Origin of the sequence: Ruegeria sp. HKCCD6428 (assembly GCF_013110595.1) — a bacterium.
Lineage (GTDB): Bacteria > Pseudomonadota > Alphaproteobacteria > Rhodobacterales > Rhodobacteraceae > Ruegeria.
In genome coordinates, this window is sequence record NZ_WVQX01000011.1 from 45,370 (window position 1) to 63,311 (window position 17,942).

The window sequence follows — 17,942 nt, forward strand, 5'->3', positions numbered from 1 at the left end:
GGCCTCCTCAGTGCAGGTTGGGCTGTGCGCCCACACCTTTTTCGTCAATCATCCGGCCGGTTCTGAACCGGTCCAGCCGATAGGCAGTTGCAACGTCATGCGGTCGGTCGGTGGCCATCAGATGCGCGAAACAAAAACCAGATGCTGGGGTTGCCTTGAAACCGCCGTAGCACCAGCCACCATTGAAATAGAGCCCTTCAATTCCGGTGTGATCTATGAACGGCGAACCATCCATCGACATATCCATCACGCCGCCCCACATCCGCAGCAGGCGCGCGCGGCCGATCATCGGCATCAGGGACATGCCGCCTTCGGCCACGTCCTCGACCACGGGCAGGTTGCCGCGTTGTGCATAGGTATTGTAGCCATCGATATCGCCGCCAAAGACCAGACCGCCCTTGTCCGATTGGCTGACATAGAAATGTCCGGCGCCATAAGTGATCACCCCGTCAAGCACCGGTTTCAGCCCTTCCGTCACAAAGGCCTGGAGCACGTGGCTTTCGATCGGCAGGCGCATCCCCGCCTGTGCCATCACGCGCCCGGAAGACCCGGCAACCGCCACGCCTACCTTCTTGGCGCCGATGTAACCCCGTGTGGTTTCAACACCCAGCAGTTTTCCGTTTTCGATGCGGAACCCGGTGACTTCGCAATTCTGGATGATGTCGACCCCCCGTTGATCCGCGGCACGGGCATAGCCCCAAGCGACACCGTCATGACGCGCCGTACCACCGCGACGATGCAACAGACCGCCCTTGATCGGAAAGCGCGCATCGTCAAAGCTCAGGAACGGATACATCGCACGAACGCCCTCTGCATCCAGCAGTTCCGCCCCAGAGCCGGTGAACATCATCGCGTTGCCACGACGACGATACGCGTCACGCTGCGCGTCCGTATGACAGAGGTTCAGAATACCGCGCTGACTGACCATCGCATTGTAGTTCAGGTCCTGTTCAAGATTTTCCCACAGTTTCAGCGACAGCTCATAGAATGGCTGGTTGCCATCCAACAGGTAATTGGCGCGAATGATCGTTGTATTGCGCCCGACGTTGCCGCCACCGATCCAGCCTTTTTCCAGAACCGCCACCTTGGCGGCGTTGTGTTCCCTGGCCAGATAGTATGCCGTCGCAAGGCCGTGACCGCCGCCGCCGATCACGATGAAATCATAGCTTGATTGAGGCTCGGGATCGCGCCAAGCCGGTGTCCAGCCCCGGTGCCCTTTCAAAACCTGCCGCATGATCGCGAGTGCCGAATACCGCATGAATATGTGTCCTTAACCCTCAGTGCGCCGAAGCATCATGTGCCGCCGGGAAAGCCCCAGTCACGACGTAATCCGTCACGGAGTTTATCGGTTGCGACAATTTTCAGGCCGGTATTCGGATTGATTGGCGCGCGATCGGGCAGTTTTCCGGGTGCCCACCATGACCGCGGCGTTGCAGTTGCAAGATAAATCGCATCGCACCTGTTGCGGGGATCAGAACCTCAACAATTCAATCGAATGCCCGGCGGGCAGGTCTTCGATCTCGGCCGGTATGATCGCCAACCCGTCTGCCTGCGCCAGCAAGGCAACACGTCCACTGTAGGAGGGCGCCATCAGACGTACATTGGGAAGGCCACGCGGCGAAGTGCCGTCAATCTGGACCGGACGATACTCCTGCCGACCCGCGCGACGCTGCACGGGTTCAGCCAGCACGGCCTGAACAGGTATCTGAGGTCTGTGGCACAAGCCTGCGCGCCGCGCCATCATCTGCGACCCGATTATCTGCCATGTCACATAAGCTGACACCGGGTTGCCGGGCAGACCAACGTAAAGAGCGCGCCCGCGCCGCCCGAACATGACCGGTTTACCGGGCTTCATCGCCACTTTCATGACATCGGTTTCACCGCCAATCGCGCTGAACAGCCGGGGCATGTGATCTTCATCCCCGACTGACACGCCCCCAGTCGTGACGATGAGGTCCGAGGCATCGCATGCCTCGCGCAGAACCTGTTCCAGACGGGTCGGGTCATCCTCGACCGGTCCCCGGTCGGTCAGTTCGATCCAGGGTTTTTGCAACAGCGCCAGCAGCATATAACGGTTCGAGTTGTAGATTTGGCCGGGGCCGAGGGGTTCGCCCGGTTGACGCAGTTCGCTGCCTGTCGAAAAGATCGTGACCTTCAGTTTTCGAAACACCAGGACCTCACCATACCCTGCGGATGCCAGGGCGGCCATCTCGCGCGGTCCAATTTGACAGCCCCGTCGCAGGACCGGACTCCCGGCACAAAGATCTTCCCCCGCACGCCGGATATGCTGGCCGGGTTTCGGGCGGCGGCTGAATCGAATCCTGTCGATCAGAAGATCGCAATCTTCCTGCATCAGCACGGCATCGAATTCAGGCGGCACCGGAGCGCCCGTGAAAATGCGCAAAGCGCTGCCTTCGGGGGCATCATGGTCGCCGCAGTCACCCGCAGCCACGCGCCCGGCGATGGGCAGCTCGAACACCGGCCCGTCACCCAGATCACCGGTGCGGATAGCATAGCCATCCATGGCCGAGTTGTCGAAGGCAGGCATATCGACCTTGCTAGCGCAATCCTCGGCCAGAACCCGGCCTATAGCCTGTTCCAGCGGCAAAATCTCGGTTTCGGTAACAGGATCGGCGACGGAAAGACCGCGCTCAAGGGCGTCCTCGACAGTCAGATACATGTGGGCGTGGCGGTCACAGGCACATCCATCAGCCATTTTGAGTCTCCGAAAGTATTAAGCGTCCTGCAAATCCCGGCTGTTTGGCCGGATCGGGATTGGGCAGGTCGGCCTTGAATCTTTCCAAATCCGAGCTGGGATCAGCAACGAACGGCAGCGTACCCATGCCATACCGTCCATGCGCGGCGCGACCTATGCCGTCATCGCCTTCTTGCTCGGACGACAAATCTGGCTCGGGTTGGCCGCAAAGCTCAGACACGCGCGCGCAGTCAGAGTTCATGCCAAAGGTGGACGTTACGGTGGGCAGCCCCGCCAACCTCTCGAAGCCCTCGGTATCCCCGGCAGGGATTGGTGCAGATAGCGTCAGCCAAGTGTTCATCCGTCCCTCCGGAGCTCAGGCCACCCGGCGGGAAACCCCCAGCAGGTTAGCCGAAACGCTGATCATCACCGGCAAAAGGACGCGATGGTTTTTGTCGCACGGTCCGGCCAGAAATTCCCGGCCAATGGACAGCAAGGCGGGTTTACTGTCATTGACATAGGTCATGATCCGCGTTCGGGCGCCCCATCAGGAAGGGCACATTGCCGCCTCTGTCGGTTCCGCAGGTATTGAAATCACAACCGCAGCGCTGGGCTGGCCCTTTGGTCGGTTTCGAAAGGAAAAAGGCCGGCTTGGTCGCGAAAAGTCGACAAGTGAAGGTGTCGGGATCTTTTTCAGCAGATCTTGACCGAATGCCAGACGTTCTTGACCGTCATGTAATTCTCAAGGCCTTCGGTTCCGCCTTCCCGACCATAGCCACTGGATTTCACGCCCCCAAAGGGCGTTTCCGGCATCGATGCTTCAAGCGTGTTGATCGACAGATTGCCGACCTCGACCTCGTCAATCAGACGGTCGATGTAATCCGCCCGATTGGTGAAAGCGTACCCCGCCAGCCCGTAGGGAATTGAATTCGCCAGATCGACCGCCTCATCCAGCGAAGCCACCGGGTTGATCACCGCAACCGGTCCAAACGGCTCTTCGCGCATGATCCGCGCCGCTTTAGGAACGTTCAATAACACCGTGGGTTCAAAGAAATATCCCCGCTCACCAAGCCGCGATCCCCCTGTGGCAAGCGTTGCCCCCTGTGCCACTGCGTCTTCAACCAGCTCTGACAAGGCTGGCACGCGCCGGTCGTTGGCCGTTGGGCCCATTTCAACGGTTGCGTCAAGCCCATTGCCGACAACCGTGACCTTGGCCCTTGCAACAAACCCGGCCGCATAGGCGTCAAAAATGCTCTCATGCGCGAAGAAACGGGTTGGCGAAGTGCAGACCTGACCGGCATTGCGCATTTTGCGGACCGCGCCTGAAACGGCCGCAGATTGCACATCCGTATCTTCGCAAACGATGACCGGCGCGTGGCCGCCCAGCTCCATGAGCACTCGGGTGTCGTGTTGGGCCGCCAAAGTGGTCAAATGACGCCCGATGGTTGTCGATCCGGTGAAGGCCACCAGGCGAACGGGGTCCTGCGGGATCAGATGGCCGGATATCTCGGATGGTTCACCGAACACCAAATTCAGAACCCCTGCTGGCAGACCGGCATCTTCGAACGCTTTTGCTATGTGCAAAGCGCCGGCAGGCGTTTCTTCTGCCGCTTTCAGGATCACCGAACAGCCCGAGGCCAAAGCACCGGCGATTTTCCGGGCAGGTTGGCTCATAGGGAAGTTCCACGGCGAAAATGCCGCAACAACACCGACAGGCTGGTGATGAACTGCAAATTTGTGACCCTGCGCCGCCGGAATGATCCTTCCATAGGTCCGCATCGCCTCGCCCGCATCCCATTCAAAGAACTCGGCGCCGCGAATGACCTCCAGCCGGGCCTGCTTCAGAGGCTTGCCATGTTCCAGAGTAATGGAATGCGCGATTTCTTCCTGCCGCTGACGCATGAGGGCTGCCGCCCGCAGGATCGTATCCGCACGTTCCCGCGGCGATGTGCGGCGCCACAGCCGAAAGCCCTCGACGGCCGCTTGCAGCGCGTCGTCCAGGTCTTTCACCGATGCGCAAGGCAATCGACCGAGTTCTTCCTCGGTTGCCGGGTTGACAACCGGGATATCGCGCCCGGTTTTTCGCCACGTGCCGCCAATGAACAGCCTGAGCTCTGGATACATGAAACCGGCGCCTCCATCTGCCTTGATTTTTTGATCGCGCGATGCCTCGCATGAGTTCAAGCGCATTGCGCGAATACGGATATCAAATTGGCGAATATCTGGTCTGTCTGCTCTGCGCCGCCCGATGCAGGGCCGTTTTGAAAGCGCGCCCCGCAGGCGACAGATCGTCGTCGGCACGGAAGGACACTCCAATCGGCCCCTGCCCGAAAGGAACCTCCCAGGCGAGCTGGGCAAGATGGTTGTTTTCGATATCCTGGACGACGACCTCGGCAGGCATAAGGCCGATCAGGTCGCGGGATTGCAGCAGCGCCCGGTTCGTCAGGTAGGACACGGATTCAATGGCGACCGGTGGCACATATTGCTGTTGGCCGACGAAAAAATGATCCGCCTGACGTCGCAACGTGGTCTCTTGCGGGGGAAGAATCCAGCCAAACGGCTTGGTTTGCGCAAAGGTCACGGCGTCCCGCCCTGCCAGCGGGTGTTGAGGGCCGACAATGGCCAATATCCGATCCTCGAACAGTTTTTCCTGTCGAATCTTGTCGCGATGCCGGTGCGACGGCAGGCGTCCTACAACCATGTCGATCTCACCCGACAGCAGCCGGGGCATGAGCACCTCGTTGGTCCCTTCGCTGATCTTGACTGCAACGTTCGGGCGGTCTTTCAGCAGCAGTTCGATGGCGGCGGGTAGCAGGCTGGTTGACGCCGCAAGCAACGTGCCCACCACGACACGGCCGGAATTTCCTTCGTTCAGATCGTCCAGTTCCTGCGCGGCGTTGGAAACCTGAGCAAATATCAGCTTCCCGTGACGTATGAGAGTTTCGCCAAAAACCGTTGGCACAACGCCTCGGTTGGTGCGCGTGAACAGCTTGACTTCGAAATCCAGTTCAAGATCCTGAATCATCTTGGTTGCCGCTGGCTGAGACATTCCCAGCTCACGCGCGGCATTCTGAATGTTCCCATGCGCGCCAACTGCAACCAGCAGACGCAGCTGTCGCAGCTTCAGGCGGGTCAAGGCGCGGTCAACGATGCGAGAGTGGCGTCCAACCATGGCTACAGAACAATCGGCTTGCAAAGCTGATCCAGCTTGGACAGCACGCTCATGGCCGCAAGCGCCGAGCTTCGCGGGTTGTCGGGCAGCGCGGTGCCGCTGATCCGGAACTGAAACGTGCCGAAATCGCCTTCGGCCTCGACCTCGTGAATGTTCTTGTGGATCGTCGGATCGGCGATCAGACGAACCTGTGTGTTATCGAACCCCACACCCGCCAAGGCGACGGCGGCGGCGACATTTGCGTTCTTGGGGTAAGCCAGCGCCGCCTCTCGTGCGGAACCCTGAAAATGGGTTTCAGCCGCGGTGATGTTGCCGAGGTCAAGACTGTGTTCGGCAAGTGATCCCTTCCATCCCGCCGGCGGCTTGCGCCCCACATATGTGACGGATTTGAGCGGCCCGACCGCTGCGGCGCTGAGACAGTCCAGCCCGCCTATGGCACCGCTTGCCAGATGCAGCCGCGCCCCGCCCTTTCGCGCGGCCCTGTCCAGCCGGTCACTGACCTGCTGATCCGCAAGTGCGCCGGCAGAGACACTGATGATATCCAGCCCTCGTGCCAGAATGTCCGGACCCAAACCGGCCAATGCCTCGTGCCCCGCGCAATCCAGAACCATTTCGATCCCGGCCGGCAGGTCATCAACCGAACCGACTGACTTGGGCGATTTTGGATCAACGCGGTGTGGTCTGACCAGAATGGCTGCCAATTCATGCCCATGTTCTGGCAACATGCGCTGCACAAACTGCGCGATTGCGCCGGTTCCGATGACTGCGATCTTCATGTCTGGACCCTAGACCAGCATTGAAAAAATCTGAATTGGTAAGTTGGTGGTATATTTTTTTCAGATATCCATTTCCCTGAAATGGCACTGGACCGACCCGCCTGGTGTGTTTTGTTCCTGTTGAAGCCACGGGGACCACGTTGGAAATGAAATACTCAAAACACGACGCGAAGGCCTATGCACGCGAACATATGACTGGGATATGGGCAGCGGCACTGAACCCGTTCAATGATGACCTGTCTCTGGATGAATCGGGACTGCGCGCCAACATCCGCCATTGGATCGACGATCTGGATATTCAGGGCCTCTTCGTCGCCGGCAAACAGGGCGAATTTTTTTCAATGAGCATCGAAGAGCGCAAGCGCAACTTCGAAATTGCCGTTGACGAATGCGCGGGCAAAGCCGGAGTAATTGTCTCGGTTTCGGATCAGAACATGAATACGGCCTTTGAACTGGCCCACCACGCTCAGAATTGCGGTGCCGACTACATCGTACTTCACGCCCCGGTTCTGAGTTTCGTACAGGATCGTGGCGAGGTCTTGTACCAGTATTACAAGCGCTTCTGCGATGAGTTGGATATCGGCATCGCCATGTGGAGCCATCCTGACAGCGGCTATTTGATGCAACCTGAAGAATGCGCCCGCATTGCGGATTTGCCGAATATCGTAGCCATTAAGTATTCGGTTCCGCGTGAGATGTACGTGAAGCTGACCCATATGGTGGGCGACAGGATCCACGTCTCGACCTCGGCCGAACATGAATGGCTGGACAACATACTGGAACTGGACTGGAAGCTGTATCTCTGTTCGTCCCCGCCCTATCAGTTGCAAAGCAAGGTCGATCAGCGGATGAACGAATACACGCGCCTGGCCCTTGCGGGACAGGCCGATGAAGCGCGGCGTGTCTTTGACAGCCTGAACCCTGTCCGCGATGCGATGAAACGCACACGTCCTGCGGGCAAACCCACTGCATTCGGAAAATACTGGCAAGAGTTGCTGGGTCAGGTCGGTGGCCGTGTGCGCCCGCCGATGCTGGAACTGACCGACGCGGAAAAAGCGATCATTCGCAAAGCATTTGATGAAAGCGGGCTGCGCGTCTGAGCCGGGTGAGGCCTGGCAGTATAAGGAAATCGGATAGCGAGATGCTGATAATTTCTTTGCGGTTGTGGAAAAACGCGCCAAACTTTCCGGGATAGGGAGTGGGACATGTCAAAACTGAAAGCGTTCAACTTTAAGGCCTGGATCGACGAGCATCGCCATCTGCTCAAGCCGCCCGTAGGGAATCGTCAGGTTTGGGAAGACGCCGATCTGATGGTCACTGTTGTGGGTGGTCCGAACAAGAGAACCGATTACCACGATGATCCGGTTGAAGAATTCTTCTACCAGCTTGAAGGCGACATGGTGCTGAAAATCTATGACGGAGAGGAGTTCTATGATGTTCCGATCCGTGAAGGCGAGGTTTTCCTTCTGCCTCCGCATGTGCGCCATTCACCACAGCGCCCTCAGGAAGGCTCGATCGGGCTTGTGATTGAACCCAAGCGCCAGACCGGAGAGCTGGACGCCATCGAATGGTATTGCTTTGAATGCGGATCACTGGTGCATCGAGCGGAAATGCAGCTAAAGTCCATCGTTGATGACCTGCCTCCGGTTTATCAGAAGTTCTATGCCTCGGAACAAGACCGCACCTGCCCCAATTGTCAGGCTGTGCACCCGGGAAAGGAACCGCCCGAGGGCTGGGTCACGTTGTAAAACAAGATCAAACAGGGGAAGTAATGAGACATTTCGCAAAAATCGCCGCCTCTGCGGCTGCGTTGGCACTGGCGTCCGTGGCCGCTCACGCCGAAGAGTTTCGGTTGGGTCTGATCACGCCGCCACCGCATATCTGGACCAAAGCCGCCGAAGCGTTTGGGGCCGAGTTGAATGAGGCCAGTGGTGGCGCGCATTCGGTATCGGTCTTCCCGGCCCGCCAGTTGGGGAACGAGGCCGAAATGCTGCAACAATTGCAGACCGGCGCGTTGGACATGGCTTTCATGACCGTGGCTGAAGTTTCGAACCGCGCGCCCGAGTTGGGGGCATTCTATGCGCCCTATCTGGCAGATGACATTGGGCACGCGGGGCGCATCCTGCGATCTGATACGGCCAAATCCATGCTGGAACCCTTGCCGGGGCAGGTTGGTGTCGTTGGACTGGGATATGGGATGGCCGGATTGCGCCAGATCGTCAGCCGGGGCGAGGTTTCCTCCGCCGAAGACCTATCGGGCCTGAAACTGCGGATCACGCCCTTCACACCGATCCTGGATTTCTACAACGCGGTAGGCGCAGCACCCACGCCCATGCCCTTGCCTGCCGTCTATGATGCGCTGGCCAATGGTCAGGTCGACGCCATCGACATGGACGCCGAGCTGATCTGGGTTCTGAAATATTATGAACACGCCGACACGATCGTGCAGTCGGATCACATGATGTTCCCGATGGTCGGGCTGGTATCGGCCAAGGTCTGGGCTGGTTTGTCTGAAGAAGACCGCGCGATGATCGCGGAACTCATGGCCAAGCATGTCGACAGCACCATTGATGCCTACGTTGAAAACGATGCCAAATGGCTGGAGCAGATCGAGGGCACTGGCAAAGCCTACAAAAAGGTTGATGCCTCGTTCTTTGGCGACGCGATCGAAGAGTGGAACGGGATCTGGTCCCAGAAAACCTCTTCCCTTGACGCTTTGCGGCAGACTGCGGCAGAAACAAAATAACGAAAACGGCATGACGAAAGGGGCGCAGCTCGATCCTGCGCCCTTTTTCACGGGAGAGCAGCGATGTTGTATCGGCTGTCGGCAGGCTTGGCGCGGGTCGAGTTGTGGTGCGCTGCCTTTCTGGCAGTCTGCATAACGGCTCTGATTTTGTTGAATGTCGTGACGCGAACGGCGGGCAACGCCCTGTTCTGGGTTGATGAGCTGGCGATCTACGCGATGGTCTGGATGACTTTTCTGGGCGCGTCTTCCGCATTGCACCATCGCAGCTCGGTGTCGATCTCCATCGTTTCCGACAACGTGCCCGAACGCGCGAAACCATTGATCCGCAAGGGTGTGGACGTGGTCGTGTTTGCTTTTTCCCTTGCGATGCTGTGGTTCTGCTGGCGCTGGTTCCTTCCGCTGGACATCGCCAGCAGCGGATTTGACGTGGCGGCGTTTCAAGGTCAGACATTCAATTTCATCTACGCCGAGCCAACGCTGACCCTGGGCCTGCCAAAGTATCTGTTCTGGTTGGTGATGTGGCTTTTCGCACTGGGCGCGACACTGCATTCCACCATGCATCTGCTGAGCCCCCCGGGCAAAGGGGCACAGCCATGAGCCCCATCGTCTTTCTGGCCACTCTACTTCTGTCCGTGCCCGTGGCGATCGTGCTGGCGATCACGGCCATCTGGTACATCTGGGAAAGCGGCAACACGGTTCTTTATGACAGCTTCGCGCAGAAAATGTTCGGCGGTCTTGAGAATTACGGCCTGCTGGCAATTCCTCTGTTCATGTTGACCGGAGAATTGATGAACGAAGGCGGCATGACCCGGCGCCTTGTCGCGCTGGCCCGGGTATTTGTCGGCGGGTTTCGTGGCGGGCTGGCCTATATCAACTTGCTGGCAAACATGTTCATGGCGGCCATCATCGGGTCTGCGACGGCGCAGATCGCGGTGATGTCGCGCGCCATGGTCCCCGCGATGGAGGAGGAGGGCTATGACAAGGGTTTCGCCGCTGCCACGACGGCCGCGGGCGGGCTGCTGGCTCCGGTCATCCCGCCGTCGATGATGTTTGTCATCTTCGGTGTTCTGGCTCAGATCCCGATTGGTGACATGTTCATTGCAGGAATCCTGCCCGGTTTGATCCTTGCCGGGGCTTTTGCATCGGTCATCACACTGATCGGGTGGTGGCAAAACTTTCCGAAGGGGCATTGGATGACGCTTGCCGAAGCCGTCCAGGCCTTGATCAGCGCGGCCCCTGCCCTGCTGATCCCGATGTCGATCATAGGCGGCATTCTGTTCGGGATCGCCACACCGACCGAATCCGCCGCAATCGCGTCCCTGATCGCGTTTCTGGTGGGCTGGTTGGTCTACGGGGACCTGAAGCCGAGCAACCTGGCACAGATGTTCAAACGCACGGCAGCCAATGCGTCGATGATCCTGTTCATGATCGCGGCCGCCAGCGTGTTCGGCTGGGTCATCATCTATGAGGAAATACCACAGCAACTGGCTGGGTTGATCACCTCGGTCACTTCGGACCCGTTCGTGTTCCTGCTGATCGTAAACCTTGCGCTTTTGCTGGTTGGAATGGTGATCGATGGCATCGCCGCGATCATCCTGATCACTCCGATCCTGCTGCCGATTGCAACCGGTTCATACGATATCAGCCCCTATCAGTTCGGCATTGTTGCTTGCCTGAACCTTGTGCTTGGGCTGCTGACGCCCCCGGTCGGGATCGGATTGTACATCGCCTCATCCATGAGCGGCACATCGCCCGGTTCAATCCTGAAATCGCTTTGGCCTTTCCTGATCGCGGTAACTTTGGTGTTGCTTCTGCTCAGCTATTACCCAAGCCTGTCAACGCTGCTGATTTGAACCAGATACGTTTGCAGGCGCATTCCGTCGCAGACATGACGCCGGAAATCTCGCTCTACTTAACGGCGCCCGTCAGCTAAGCTGGTCTGAACATGCCAATTGGTCACAAAAAGGACAATCATGCTGCTCGACACTCCGATCTGCGATTTCGGTTGGAACGCCCCGGACTTCACGCTCAAAGACCCGAACGGTCGGGCCTTCAAGATGTCCGATCACCTGCAAAACGGGTTGCTGATCGCCTTCATCTGCAATCATTGCCCTTATGTCAAAACGATCACGGACCGGCTTGCGCAGGACACGGACCTGCTGATGTCCAAGGGGATCGGCGTGTTGGCGGTCATGTCGAACGACTATCGCGACTACGCCGAAGATTCGCCGCCAAACATGTTGGAATTCGCACGGCAGAACGGCTTCAACTTTCCATATCTCGTGGACGAGGATCAATCCGTAGGAAAGGCTTATGGTGCTGTCTGCACTCCGGATTTCTTCGGTTTGAATACGGATGGAAAGTTGCAGTACCGGGGCCGTCTGGACAATCTGGGTCGCGGCAAGACAGGCAAGCGTGAACCAGAATTGGTCAATGCGATGCTGCAAATTGCCGAGACCGGGCAAGGCCCCCAAGATCAGACACCCTCAATGGGATGTTCGATCAAATGGACCCGAGGCTAGGCCATGGGGATCACGTCACTGGATCATGTCAATCTGCGCACCACGCGTTTGGACGAGATGATCGAATGGTACTGCAACGTGCTGGGGATGCGGGTCGGGCCACGCCCACCCTTCCCCTTTCCCGGAGCCTGGCTTTATGTCGAAGAAAACGCCTTCGTGCATCTGGTCGGTGTCGAAGCCGAGGCCACGGGTTCGGACGCAGACCTGAAGCTTGAGCATTTCGCTTTTTCGGCGACAGGGTTAGATCGGTTCGAAGCGCATCTCAAAACAAATGGCGTCTCCTATCGCCGTGTGGAACTGACGGCAATCGACACCGTTCAGTTGAACGTCTGGGATCCGGACGGCAATCACATTCACATCGATTTTCGGACCGGCGAATAGAGATGGCAGGCTCCGATACCGTTTCGCGCAATGAAATTTCCTCACCCTAAAATTGAACACTTGACCGGAATTCGCGGGTCGTCCTTGATAGGGTGGTGTTTTCCCGGACTGCGCCCGGGGCTGGTCCTTTCAACCAGAGGGAAATAGGGAATGCTTGGATCGGCCTGGTCGGGGCCATGCATGGTGGTCAAATGGCTGACATAGATGAATGGCTGATCCGAAACGGCTTGTCCAAATATGTCAACGCCTTCTCCCGGCACGAGGTCGAACTGGGTGATCTGCCGGAACTGAGCGACGATGACCTTGTCACGATCGGCCTGCCCCTTGGACCCAGGCGCCGCTTTCTGAAAGCAATACGGGATGAAATCGGGCGGCCTGCGGGATCACATCGCGCGCATCAGGAACCCAACATCATTGCAGAGCGCAGACAGCTGACGGTCATGTTCATCGATCTTGTTGGATCGACGGCGATATCGCAAAAGCTGGATCCTGAAGATCTGGCCGAGGTTCTGAGGCTGTTCAAAGAGACCTGCGCCGCTGCGGTCGCCGCTTTTGACGGGCATATCGCCAGTTACTACGGCGACGGCATCATGGTGTTTTTTGGCTTTCCGCACGCGCATGAAGACGACCCGGAACGCGCCATTCATGCAGGTCTTAGGATCGTTCGCGAAGTTCCGGAAATCCGCACGCATGCACATCTTGAAGTCCGCATAGGGATCGCGACCGGCCTGGTTGTCGTCGGTGACCTGCGGGGAGAGAAGATGTTCGAGGATGGAACCGCCATGGGCGAGACCCCGAACCTTGCCGCACGGCTTCAATCGATGGCTGATCCTGGGACAATGATCGTCGCGCCGACGACACGGGAGTTGGCGGGTGATGCGTTCGAATTTGTGCGCCGTGGCACGTTTCAATTGAAAGGCTTTGCCAAAGAGGTCGAAGCCTGGCAGGTCACCGGCACGCGCCAGACTCTCAGCCGTTTTCTTGCGGCAGACGACGCCCGGATGAGTTCATTGGTCGGGCGCGCGCAGGAGCATGAAACCCTTCAAAGCAAGTGGAAGCTGGCCCGTCAGGGTCAAGGTCAGGTGGTGCTGGTCTCGGGCGAGGCGGGCATAGGAAAGTCCAGGCTGATCGAAGAGCTTCGCCGCACGATCCCGGACGCAAAACACCGACAGCTTCGATTTCAGTGTTCGCCCTTTCATGACGCAAGCGCGTTGTACCCGATCATTCGCCAGCTTGAAAACGCGGCCGAACTGCGGGTAGGTGACAGTGCGGACGAAAAAATGAACAAGATCCACGGCGTTCTGGGCGATCCTTCTGATGGGTCACTGAAACTGGCTGCGGCACTGTTGTCGGTCCCGTTTGAAGACAGGCTTGGCCCACTGGATCTGACCCCTGAGCAGATCATGAAGCAGACGCTGGACATGCTGGTCAATCATGTGATCGGCCTGGCGCAGGAAACCCCGACCCTGTTGCTGTTTGAAGATGCACATTGGATCGATCCAACGACAAAGACTCTGCTTGATCAGCTTGTAACCCGGATAGAGGACGCGCGCCTGCTGATGGTCATGAGCTATCGGACAGGCTTTGATCCGGACTGGCCACAATCGCACAACCTGATGCACGTCGCGCTTCAACAACTGGATTTCGCGCAAGTCAAAGAGATCGTGAACGATGTTGCCAAGGGCAAGACCGTCCCGGGCGAAGTTCACCGTCTGATTGCCGCCAGATCCAACGGTGTCCCGCTTTTCGTAGAGGAGGTGACGAAGGATCTGCTGGAATCCGATCTTCTGACCGAACGCGCCGACGCCTATACGATCGACCGGTCCACGCCATCACCCACTGTGCCGAAAACACTGCATGACGCGTTGATGGCTCGTCTTGATCGACTGAGCTCGGCCAAGGAAGTGGCACAGATCGGCGCTGTCATTGGCCCGCAATTCTCTTATCCGATGATTGCAAGCGTGTCCCGCTTTGATGAACGGGCGTTACGTTCCGGTCTGGATTTGCTGGTGGATGCCGGGATCGTGATCGTTTCAGACTCAGAGCCCGAGGAAACGTTCAGTTATCGTCACGCTCTCATTCGCGACACCGCTTACAACAGTCTGCTGAAACGCGAGAGGCGAACGCTGCATGCGCGTGTGGTCCAAGCACTGAACTCTGCCTCGTTGCGCGAAAACTCTGCCGGTCCGGAAATTCTGGCTCATCACTACACGATGGCAGATATGCCGGACGAAGCGATAGAACACTGGTATCTGGCCGGGCAACGTGCCGTTGAACGCTCGGCCGGGATTGAAGCAGCCACTCAGTTGGGGCGTGCGTTGGCGTTGCTTGAACAGCAGGAAGACTCGGTTGACCGCGACCGCATGGAAACCAAGATCCAGACATTGCGGGCCGGCGTTCTGCGCTCGACCGCTGGCATCGCGGCCGATGAAACGGGGGCGGTGTATGCCCGGATCCGCGACCTGTGCAATCGGCTGGGCGAAACCGAACAATTGTTCCCTGTGCTCAATGGTCTCTATGCGTATCATCTGGTCCGCGGCGAATACGACCTTGCCAAGGACGTCGCGGCGCAGTTGCTGGACCTGTCCAAGCTGACCGACGAAACGCATCACATAATGATTGCCCATCGGGCCATGGGTGCCGTCTTGTTGCATATCGGGCAGCAGGACGCCGCCTATGCACATCTGCGACAAGCGTTGCGCTTGTATGATCCTCAGCAGCACAGCCGTCTTGCCTATGTCTACGGCACGGATCATGCCGCCATTACATCCTGCTTCCTGAGCATGACGGTCTGGTTGCGCGGAGAACCGGACCGCGCGCTCGAGATCCAGCATCAGGCGATCTCGGCAGCGCAGAAACTCAATCACGCTCATAGCCTGGCACAGACCCTGACATATCTGTGTATGCTACACCTGTTGCGGCGTGAACCTGAACATGTTTACGACGTTGCCGCGCGCCTTGAGGAACTGGCGACCAAACACACCTTCCCCTTCATGACACTGACGGCGAATGTCTGGCGGTGTTGGGCGGACGCGCAGATCAAGCCAGGCCCGGAAACGATCCGAGCAATGCGCGACGCGTCCGAAGCCTGGTGGGCCAGCGGGGCCGGAAACTACAAGCCGGTGTTCCTGACGGCCCTTGCCGAAGCGTCATTGAAGGCGAACGACCCGAAGGCGGCTCAGCGCCTGCTGGATGAAGCCCGTGAACAGCAGGTTCTGACCAATGAAGCCTGGGCTCAGCCCGAGACGGATCGGATACAGGCGTTGGTGCGGTCCATGGACACTGCCGCAGATGATCTGTTCACGGAGGCTCTGGAAACCGCACGCAAACAGCAGGCAATAATGTTCGAACTGCGCACAGCGGTGGATTACGTGCAAACTTGCGACCGCTTTGGCTGCTCACCGGCCTCGCCGCCTGATCTTGGAAAGATTCTGGCTATGATTGTTGGCGGCGCGCAGACCCGCGATGTCGCGCGGGCCATGTCTTTGCTCAATCAATCGAAAGTGTCGTAGGGTACTTACCCGGCCAGTTCGGCGGGCAGCACCCTTCCATCCATCCTGTCGCCCCGCAGGACCACAGGCGCAAAGCTTCGCTGCGTCAACTTGGTTGCAACTCGTCCTGATATCCGAACAACGCAGGTTGACCGCCCGTGTGCAGCAGAACAACTTTCTGGCCTTTTTCGATGGCACCTTGTTCAAGCAGCGCAAGAAGCCCTGCAAAGGTTTTGGCGGAATAAACAGGGTCAAGAAAGATGCCCTCGGAGCGCGCCATCAGGGTCAACGCCTCGCGGGTTGCGCGACCGATCCGCCCATATCCGGGCGCCAAGGCGCCGTCCCAGGTATAGATGTCTTCCATGACCAAAGCAGGGTCGAAACCCATCATGGTCGCCAATCGCCCCAGGACGTTTTGCAGTCGCGCGTGCTGCTGGTTTTGATCGCGACGCACGCATATGCCGTAGACAGGCGCAGTCTGTCCGACCAAACGCAATCCGGCCAGGAACCCACCATGGGTTGCCCCGCTTCCCGACGGCACCACTGCGGCGTCGAATTCGCTGATCTGAGTATGCAACTCGGCCGCACCCGCCACATAGCCCAATGCCCCCAGCGGAGGGTGATCTATGCCCAGATGGATCACGTATGGCTTCCGACCCATGGCAACCAGTTCCTCGGCGCGTTCGTGAAGAGCGCCGTCCGCGCCCGCCTCGTCCTCACCCTTGGGATAGCCAATATGTTCCGCCCCCAGAAGCTGTGCCAGAAGAACATTCCCGGATCGATGGTAGTACTCTCCCATATTCGTCACGCGGTCTTCCAATTGAAGAACGGATGACATTCCCAGCTTTGCCGCCGCAGCTGCCGCGGTGCGCACGAAATTGGATTGCACGGCACCTGTGATCAGGATGGTGTCCGCCCGCTGCCTCAGCGCCTCGCCCATATAAAATTCCAGCTGGCGGGTCTTGTTTCCGCCGAAGCTGAGCCCGGTTAGGTCGTCGCGCTTGATCCACAGGTCCAGCCCCAGTTGGTCAGAAAGACGCTCAAGCCGTTCGACCGGTGTGACCGATGTCATCAACCTTGCGCGGGGATAGTTTGAAAGCGCTGCGTCTATCATGGACCAGGTGCCCCTTCATTTTCATGCAAAAGACTCGTGCCGATGGATGGCACTGCTGATCAGGATAGTGAGGTTTAGGAAAGCGTGGAAGACAGCCGGTCACGCGCAAAAGCGCCCGACTGAAGCCCCCATTGGAGCTGCCAGTTTCGGATCACGGGTTTTCCGTGAAATTGCAGCGCCGAAGGGTCCGGCCGCCGGTGATCAATCACCTCTCGCTGGTGTCGCTTTCGGCGTAGTTGCGCAAATCGTCCATGTCAGCGATATCCGCGTGGTTCCTGTTGATCTTGACGCCAACGGGTTTCAACCGCGAAAACGCGCGGCTCAGGCTTTCGGGCTTCATCCCAAGACGTCCGGCGATCAGCATCTTGTCGTAAGGCAGTTCCACCTCGCAGCGACCGGAATCGCGATCGCACAGGTTCAACAGAAACTCTGCAACGCGTTGCGCCCCGGTTTGCGCTTTCAATTGCTCCAGCTGCGCCACCAGAGCATGCAGATGCGTGAACGTCGCAGCCAGAATTGAAACGCCGATTTCCGGGTCTTCTTTCATGAGTGACAGCAGCACCGGGCTGGGAATGTGCATCACTTCACAGGCTGAGACGGCTTCGGCGGACACGGGATACGGCACGTTGCGCAGCGCAACGGCCTCACCAAAGCTTTCTCCGCGGGTGAAAACGCTCACCACCGCTTCCGCCCCGGTCGGAGAGATACGGAACAGCTTGACCCAACCCGCCAGCACGACGTGCACGGCCTTGGCTTCTTCCTCTTGCAGAAAGATCGTCTCGCCACGGTCATATTGCCGCCAAATCGCTTGCCGCAGCAAAGTATCCACATGCTGATCCGGCAGGCTGCGCAGAAGCAGAGACTGCCGCGCAATCGCCTTTTGTGCCTCGTGTGACATGAAGGCACTCCCTTCTTCATCCAGTCCGGGCGATGGCCCGGGATATCATCCCCAATGCCCTGCTATGCCAAAGCCGGCGTGGCAGTGCCAGTCTTTTTCTTGACGATCAACTTGACAATTGTCATGTCACGGGGCCCGTCGCTGCCC

General features: G+C 58.4%; 17 protein-coding genes. 8 read left to right on the forward strand and 9 right to left on the reverse strand.

Going from position 1 to position 17,942, the window contains the following annotated elements:
• Window positions 1-7 precede the first annotated feature (7 nt).
• The 7 genes from GS620_RS19170 to GS620_RS19200 all read right to left on the reverse strand — a co-directional run bounded on the left by GS620_RS19170 (window position 8) and on the right by GS620_RS19200 (window position 6,643).
• Window positions 8-1,258, reverse strand: coding sequence for a sarcosine oxidase subunit beta family protein (locus GS620_RS19170; protein ID WP_171169725.1), 1,251 nt, complete (start codon window positions 1,256-1,258; stop codon window positions 8-10).
• 213 nt (window positions 1,259-1,471) lie between these two features.
• Window positions 1,472-2,716 (reverse strand): gephyrin-like molybdotransferase Glp, encoded by a 1,245-nt coding sequence (gene glp / locus GS620_RS19175; RefSeq protein WP_171617430.1) that lies wholly within the window; start codon window positions 2,714-2,716, stop codon window positions 1,472-1,474.
• The gene (locus tag GS620_RS19180) at window positions 2,709-3,056 is read right to left on the reverse strand and encodes a hypothetical protein (protein WP_171617431.1); all 348 of its coding nucleotides are present in this window, start codon (window positions 3,054-3,056) and stop codon (window positions 2,709-2,711) included. Before GS620_RS19180 ends, glp begins: the two co-directional genes overlap by 8 nt.
• 15 nt (window positions 3,057-3,071) lie before the next feature.
• Window positions 3,072-3,221: a hypothetical protein gene (locus tag GS620_RS19185; protein WP_171617432.1), complete on the reverse strand. Its 150-nt coding sequence runs from the start codon at window positions 3,219-3,221 to the stop codon at window positions 3,072-3,074.
• Window positions 3,222-3,388: 167 nt separating this feature from the next.
• Window positions 3,389-4,819, reverse strand: a complete 1,431-nt coding sequence (locus GS620_RS19190) for an NAD-dependent succinate-semialdehyde dehydrogenase (RefSeq protein WP_171617433.1) — start codon at window positions 4,817-4,819, stop codon at window positions 3,389-3,391.
• Window positions 4,820-4,901: 82 nt separating this feature from the next.
• Window positions 4,902-5,867, reverse strand: a complete 966-nt coding sequence (locus tag GS620_RS19195) for a LysR substrate-binding domain-containing protein (protein ID WP_171617434.1) — start codon at window positions 5,865-5,867, stop codon at window positions 4,902-4,904.
• Window positions 5,868-5,869: 2 nt separating this feature from the next.
• A complete protein-coding gene (locus tag GS620_RS19200; RefSeq protein ID WP_171364395.1) occupies window positions 5,870-6,643 on the reverse strand; it encodes an aspartate dehydrogenase in 774 nt (257 codons plus the stop codon).
• Between the two features lie 146 nt (window positions 6,644-6,789).
• On the opposite strand from GS620_RS19200, the gene GS620_RS19205 reads away from it, so the two are divergent.
• From GS620_RS19205 to GS620_RS19240, 8 genes are all read left to right on the forward strand, one after another.
• Entirely contained in the window at window positions 6,790-7,743 is a 954-nt protein-coding gene (locus tag GS620_RS19205) for a dihydrodipicolinate synthase family protein (protein ID WP_171205184.1), read from the forward strand.
• A gap of 105 nt (window positions 7,744-7,848) precedes the next feature.
• Window positions 7,849-8,391 carry a 3-hydroxyanthranilate 3,4-dioxygenase gene (locus GS620_RS19210; RefSeq protein WP_152460347.1) on the forward strand — a complete coding sequence of 181 codons (543 nt, stop codon included), beginning with the start codon at window positions 7,849-7,851 and terminating at the stop codon, window positions 8,389-8,391.
• A gap of 23 nt (window positions 8,392-8,414) precedes the next feature.
• Window positions 8,415-9,389 carry a TRAP transporter substrate-binding protein gene (locus GS620_RS19215; RefSeq protein WP_171169737.1) on the forward strand — a complete coding sequence of 325 codons (975 nt, stop codon included), beginning with the start codon at window positions 8,415-8,417 and terminating at the stop codon, window positions 9,387-9,389.
• Window positions 9,390-9,452: 63 nt separating this feature from the next.
• Complete coding sequence (locus GS620_RS19220) at window positions 9,453-9,986, forward strand: TRAP transporter small permease (protein ID WP_171205185.1); 534 nt, start codon at window positions 9,453-9,455, stop codon at window positions 9,984-9,986.
• Entirely contained in the window at window positions 9,983-11,242 is a 1,260-nt protein-coding gene (locus GS620_RS19225) for a TRAP transporter large permease (protein ID WP_171617435.1), read from the forward strand. The genes GS620_RS19220 and GS620_RS19225 overlap by 4 nt, the downstream gene beginning before the upstream one ends.
• Before the next feature lie 120 nt (window positions 11,243-11,362).
• The gene (locus tag GS620_RS19230; protein ID WP_171617436.1) at window positions 11,363-11,911 is read left to right on the forward strand and encodes a thioredoxin family protein; all 549 of its coding nucleotides are present in this window, start codon (window positions 11,363-11,365) and stop codon (window positions 11,909-11,911) included.
• A 3-nt stretch (window positions 11,912-11,914) separates the two neighbouring features.
• Window positions 11,915-12,292, forward strand: coding sequence for a VOC family protein (locus tag GS620_RS19235; protein WP_152460352.1), 378 nt, complete (start codon window positions 11,915-11,917; stop codon window positions 12,290-12,292).
• 191 nt (window positions 12,293-12,483) lie between these two features.
• A complete protein-coding gene (locus GS620_RS19240; protein ID WP_171617437.1) occupies window positions 12,484-15,804 on the forward strand; it encodes an AAA family ATPase in 3,321 nt (1,106 codons plus the stop codon).
• 85 nt (window positions 15,805-15,889) lie between these two features.
• On the opposite strand, the gene GS620_RS19245 is transcribed toward GS620_RS19240, so the two are convergent.
• Complete coding sequence (locus GS620_RS19245; RefSeq protein WP_171617438.1) at window positions 15,890-16,897, reverse strand: D-cysteine desulfhydrase family protein; 1,008 nt, start codon at window positions 16,895-16,897, stop codon at window positions 15,890-15,892.
• Between the two features lie 205 nt (window positions 16,898-17,102).
• Window positions 17,103-17,795, reverse strand: a complete 693-nt coding sequence (locus tag GS620_RS19250) for a Crp/Fnr family transcriptional regulator (RefSeq protein ID WP_152460355.1) — start codon at window positions 17,793-17,795, stop codon at window positions 17,103-17,105.
• Between the last annotated feature and the right edge of the window lie 147 nt (window positions 17,796-17,942).

Coding starts and splice junctions, on each gene's coding strand:
- GS620_RS19190 (WP_171617433.1), bottom strand. CDS start 4,819: ATGTATCCAGAGCTCAGGCTGTTCATTGGCGGCACGTGGCGAAAAACC.
- GS620_RS19210 (WP_152460347.1), top strand. CDS start 7,849: ATGTCAAAACTGAAAGCGTTCAACTTTAAGGCCTGGATCGACGAGCAT.
- glp (WP_171617430.1), bottom strand. CDS start 2,716: ATGGCTGATGGATGTGCCTGTGACCGCCACGCCCACATGTATCTGACT.
- GS620_RS19215 (WP_171169737.1), top strand. CDS start 8,415: ATGAGACATTTCGCAAAAATCGCCGCCTCTGCGGCTGCGTTGGCACTG.
- GS620_RS19220 (WP_171205185.1), top strand. CDS start 9,453: ATGTTGTATCGGCTGTCGGCAGGCTTGGCGCGGGTCGAGTTGTGGTGC.
- GS620_RS19245 (WP_171617438.1), bottom strand. CDS start 16,897: ATGATAGACGCAGCGCTTTCAAACTATCCCCGCGCAAGGTTGATGACA.
- GS620_RS19250 (WP_152460355.1), bottom strand. CDS start 17,795: ATGTCACACGAGGCACAAAAGGCGATTGCGCGGCAGTCTCTGCTTCTG.
- GS620_RS19240 (WP_171617437.1), top strand. CDS start 12,484: ATGGCTGACATAGATGAATGGCTGATCCGAAACGGCTTGTCCAAATAT.
- GS620_RS19235 (WP_152460352.1), top strand. CDS start 11,915: ATGGGGATCACGTCACTGGATCATGTCAATCTGCGCACCACGCGTTTG.
- GS620_RS19205 (WP_171205184.1), top strand. CDS start 6,790: ATGAAATACTCAAAACACGACGCGAAGGCCTATGCACGCGAACATATG.
- GS620_RS19170 (WP_171169725.1), bottom strand. CDS start 1,258: ATGCGGTATTCGGCACTCGCGATCATGCGGCAGGTTTTGAAAGGGCAC.
- GS620_RS19185 (WP_171617432.1), bottom strand. CDS start 3,221: ATGACCTATGTCAATGACAGTAAACCCGCCTTGCTGTCCATTGGCCGG.
- GS620_RS19200 (WP_171364395.1), bottom strand. CDS start 6,643: ATGAAGATCGCAGTCATCGGAACCGGCGCAATCGCGCAGTTTGTGCAG.
- GS620_RS19225 (WP_171617435.1), top strand. CDS start 9,983: ATGAGCCCCATCGTCTTTCTGGCCACTCTACTTCTGTCCGTGCCCGTG.
- GS620_RS19180 (WP_171617431.1), bottom strand. CDS start 3,056: ATGAACACTTGGCTGACGCTATCTGCACCAATCCCTGCCGGGGATACC.
- GS620_RS19230 (WP_171617436.1), top strand. CDS start 11,363: ATGCTGCTCGACACTCCGATCTGCGATTTCGGTTGGAACGCCCCGGAC.
- GS620_RS19195 (WP_171617434.1), bottom strand. CDS start 5,867: ATGGTTGGACGCCACTCTCGCATCGTTGACCGCGCCTTGACCCGCCTG.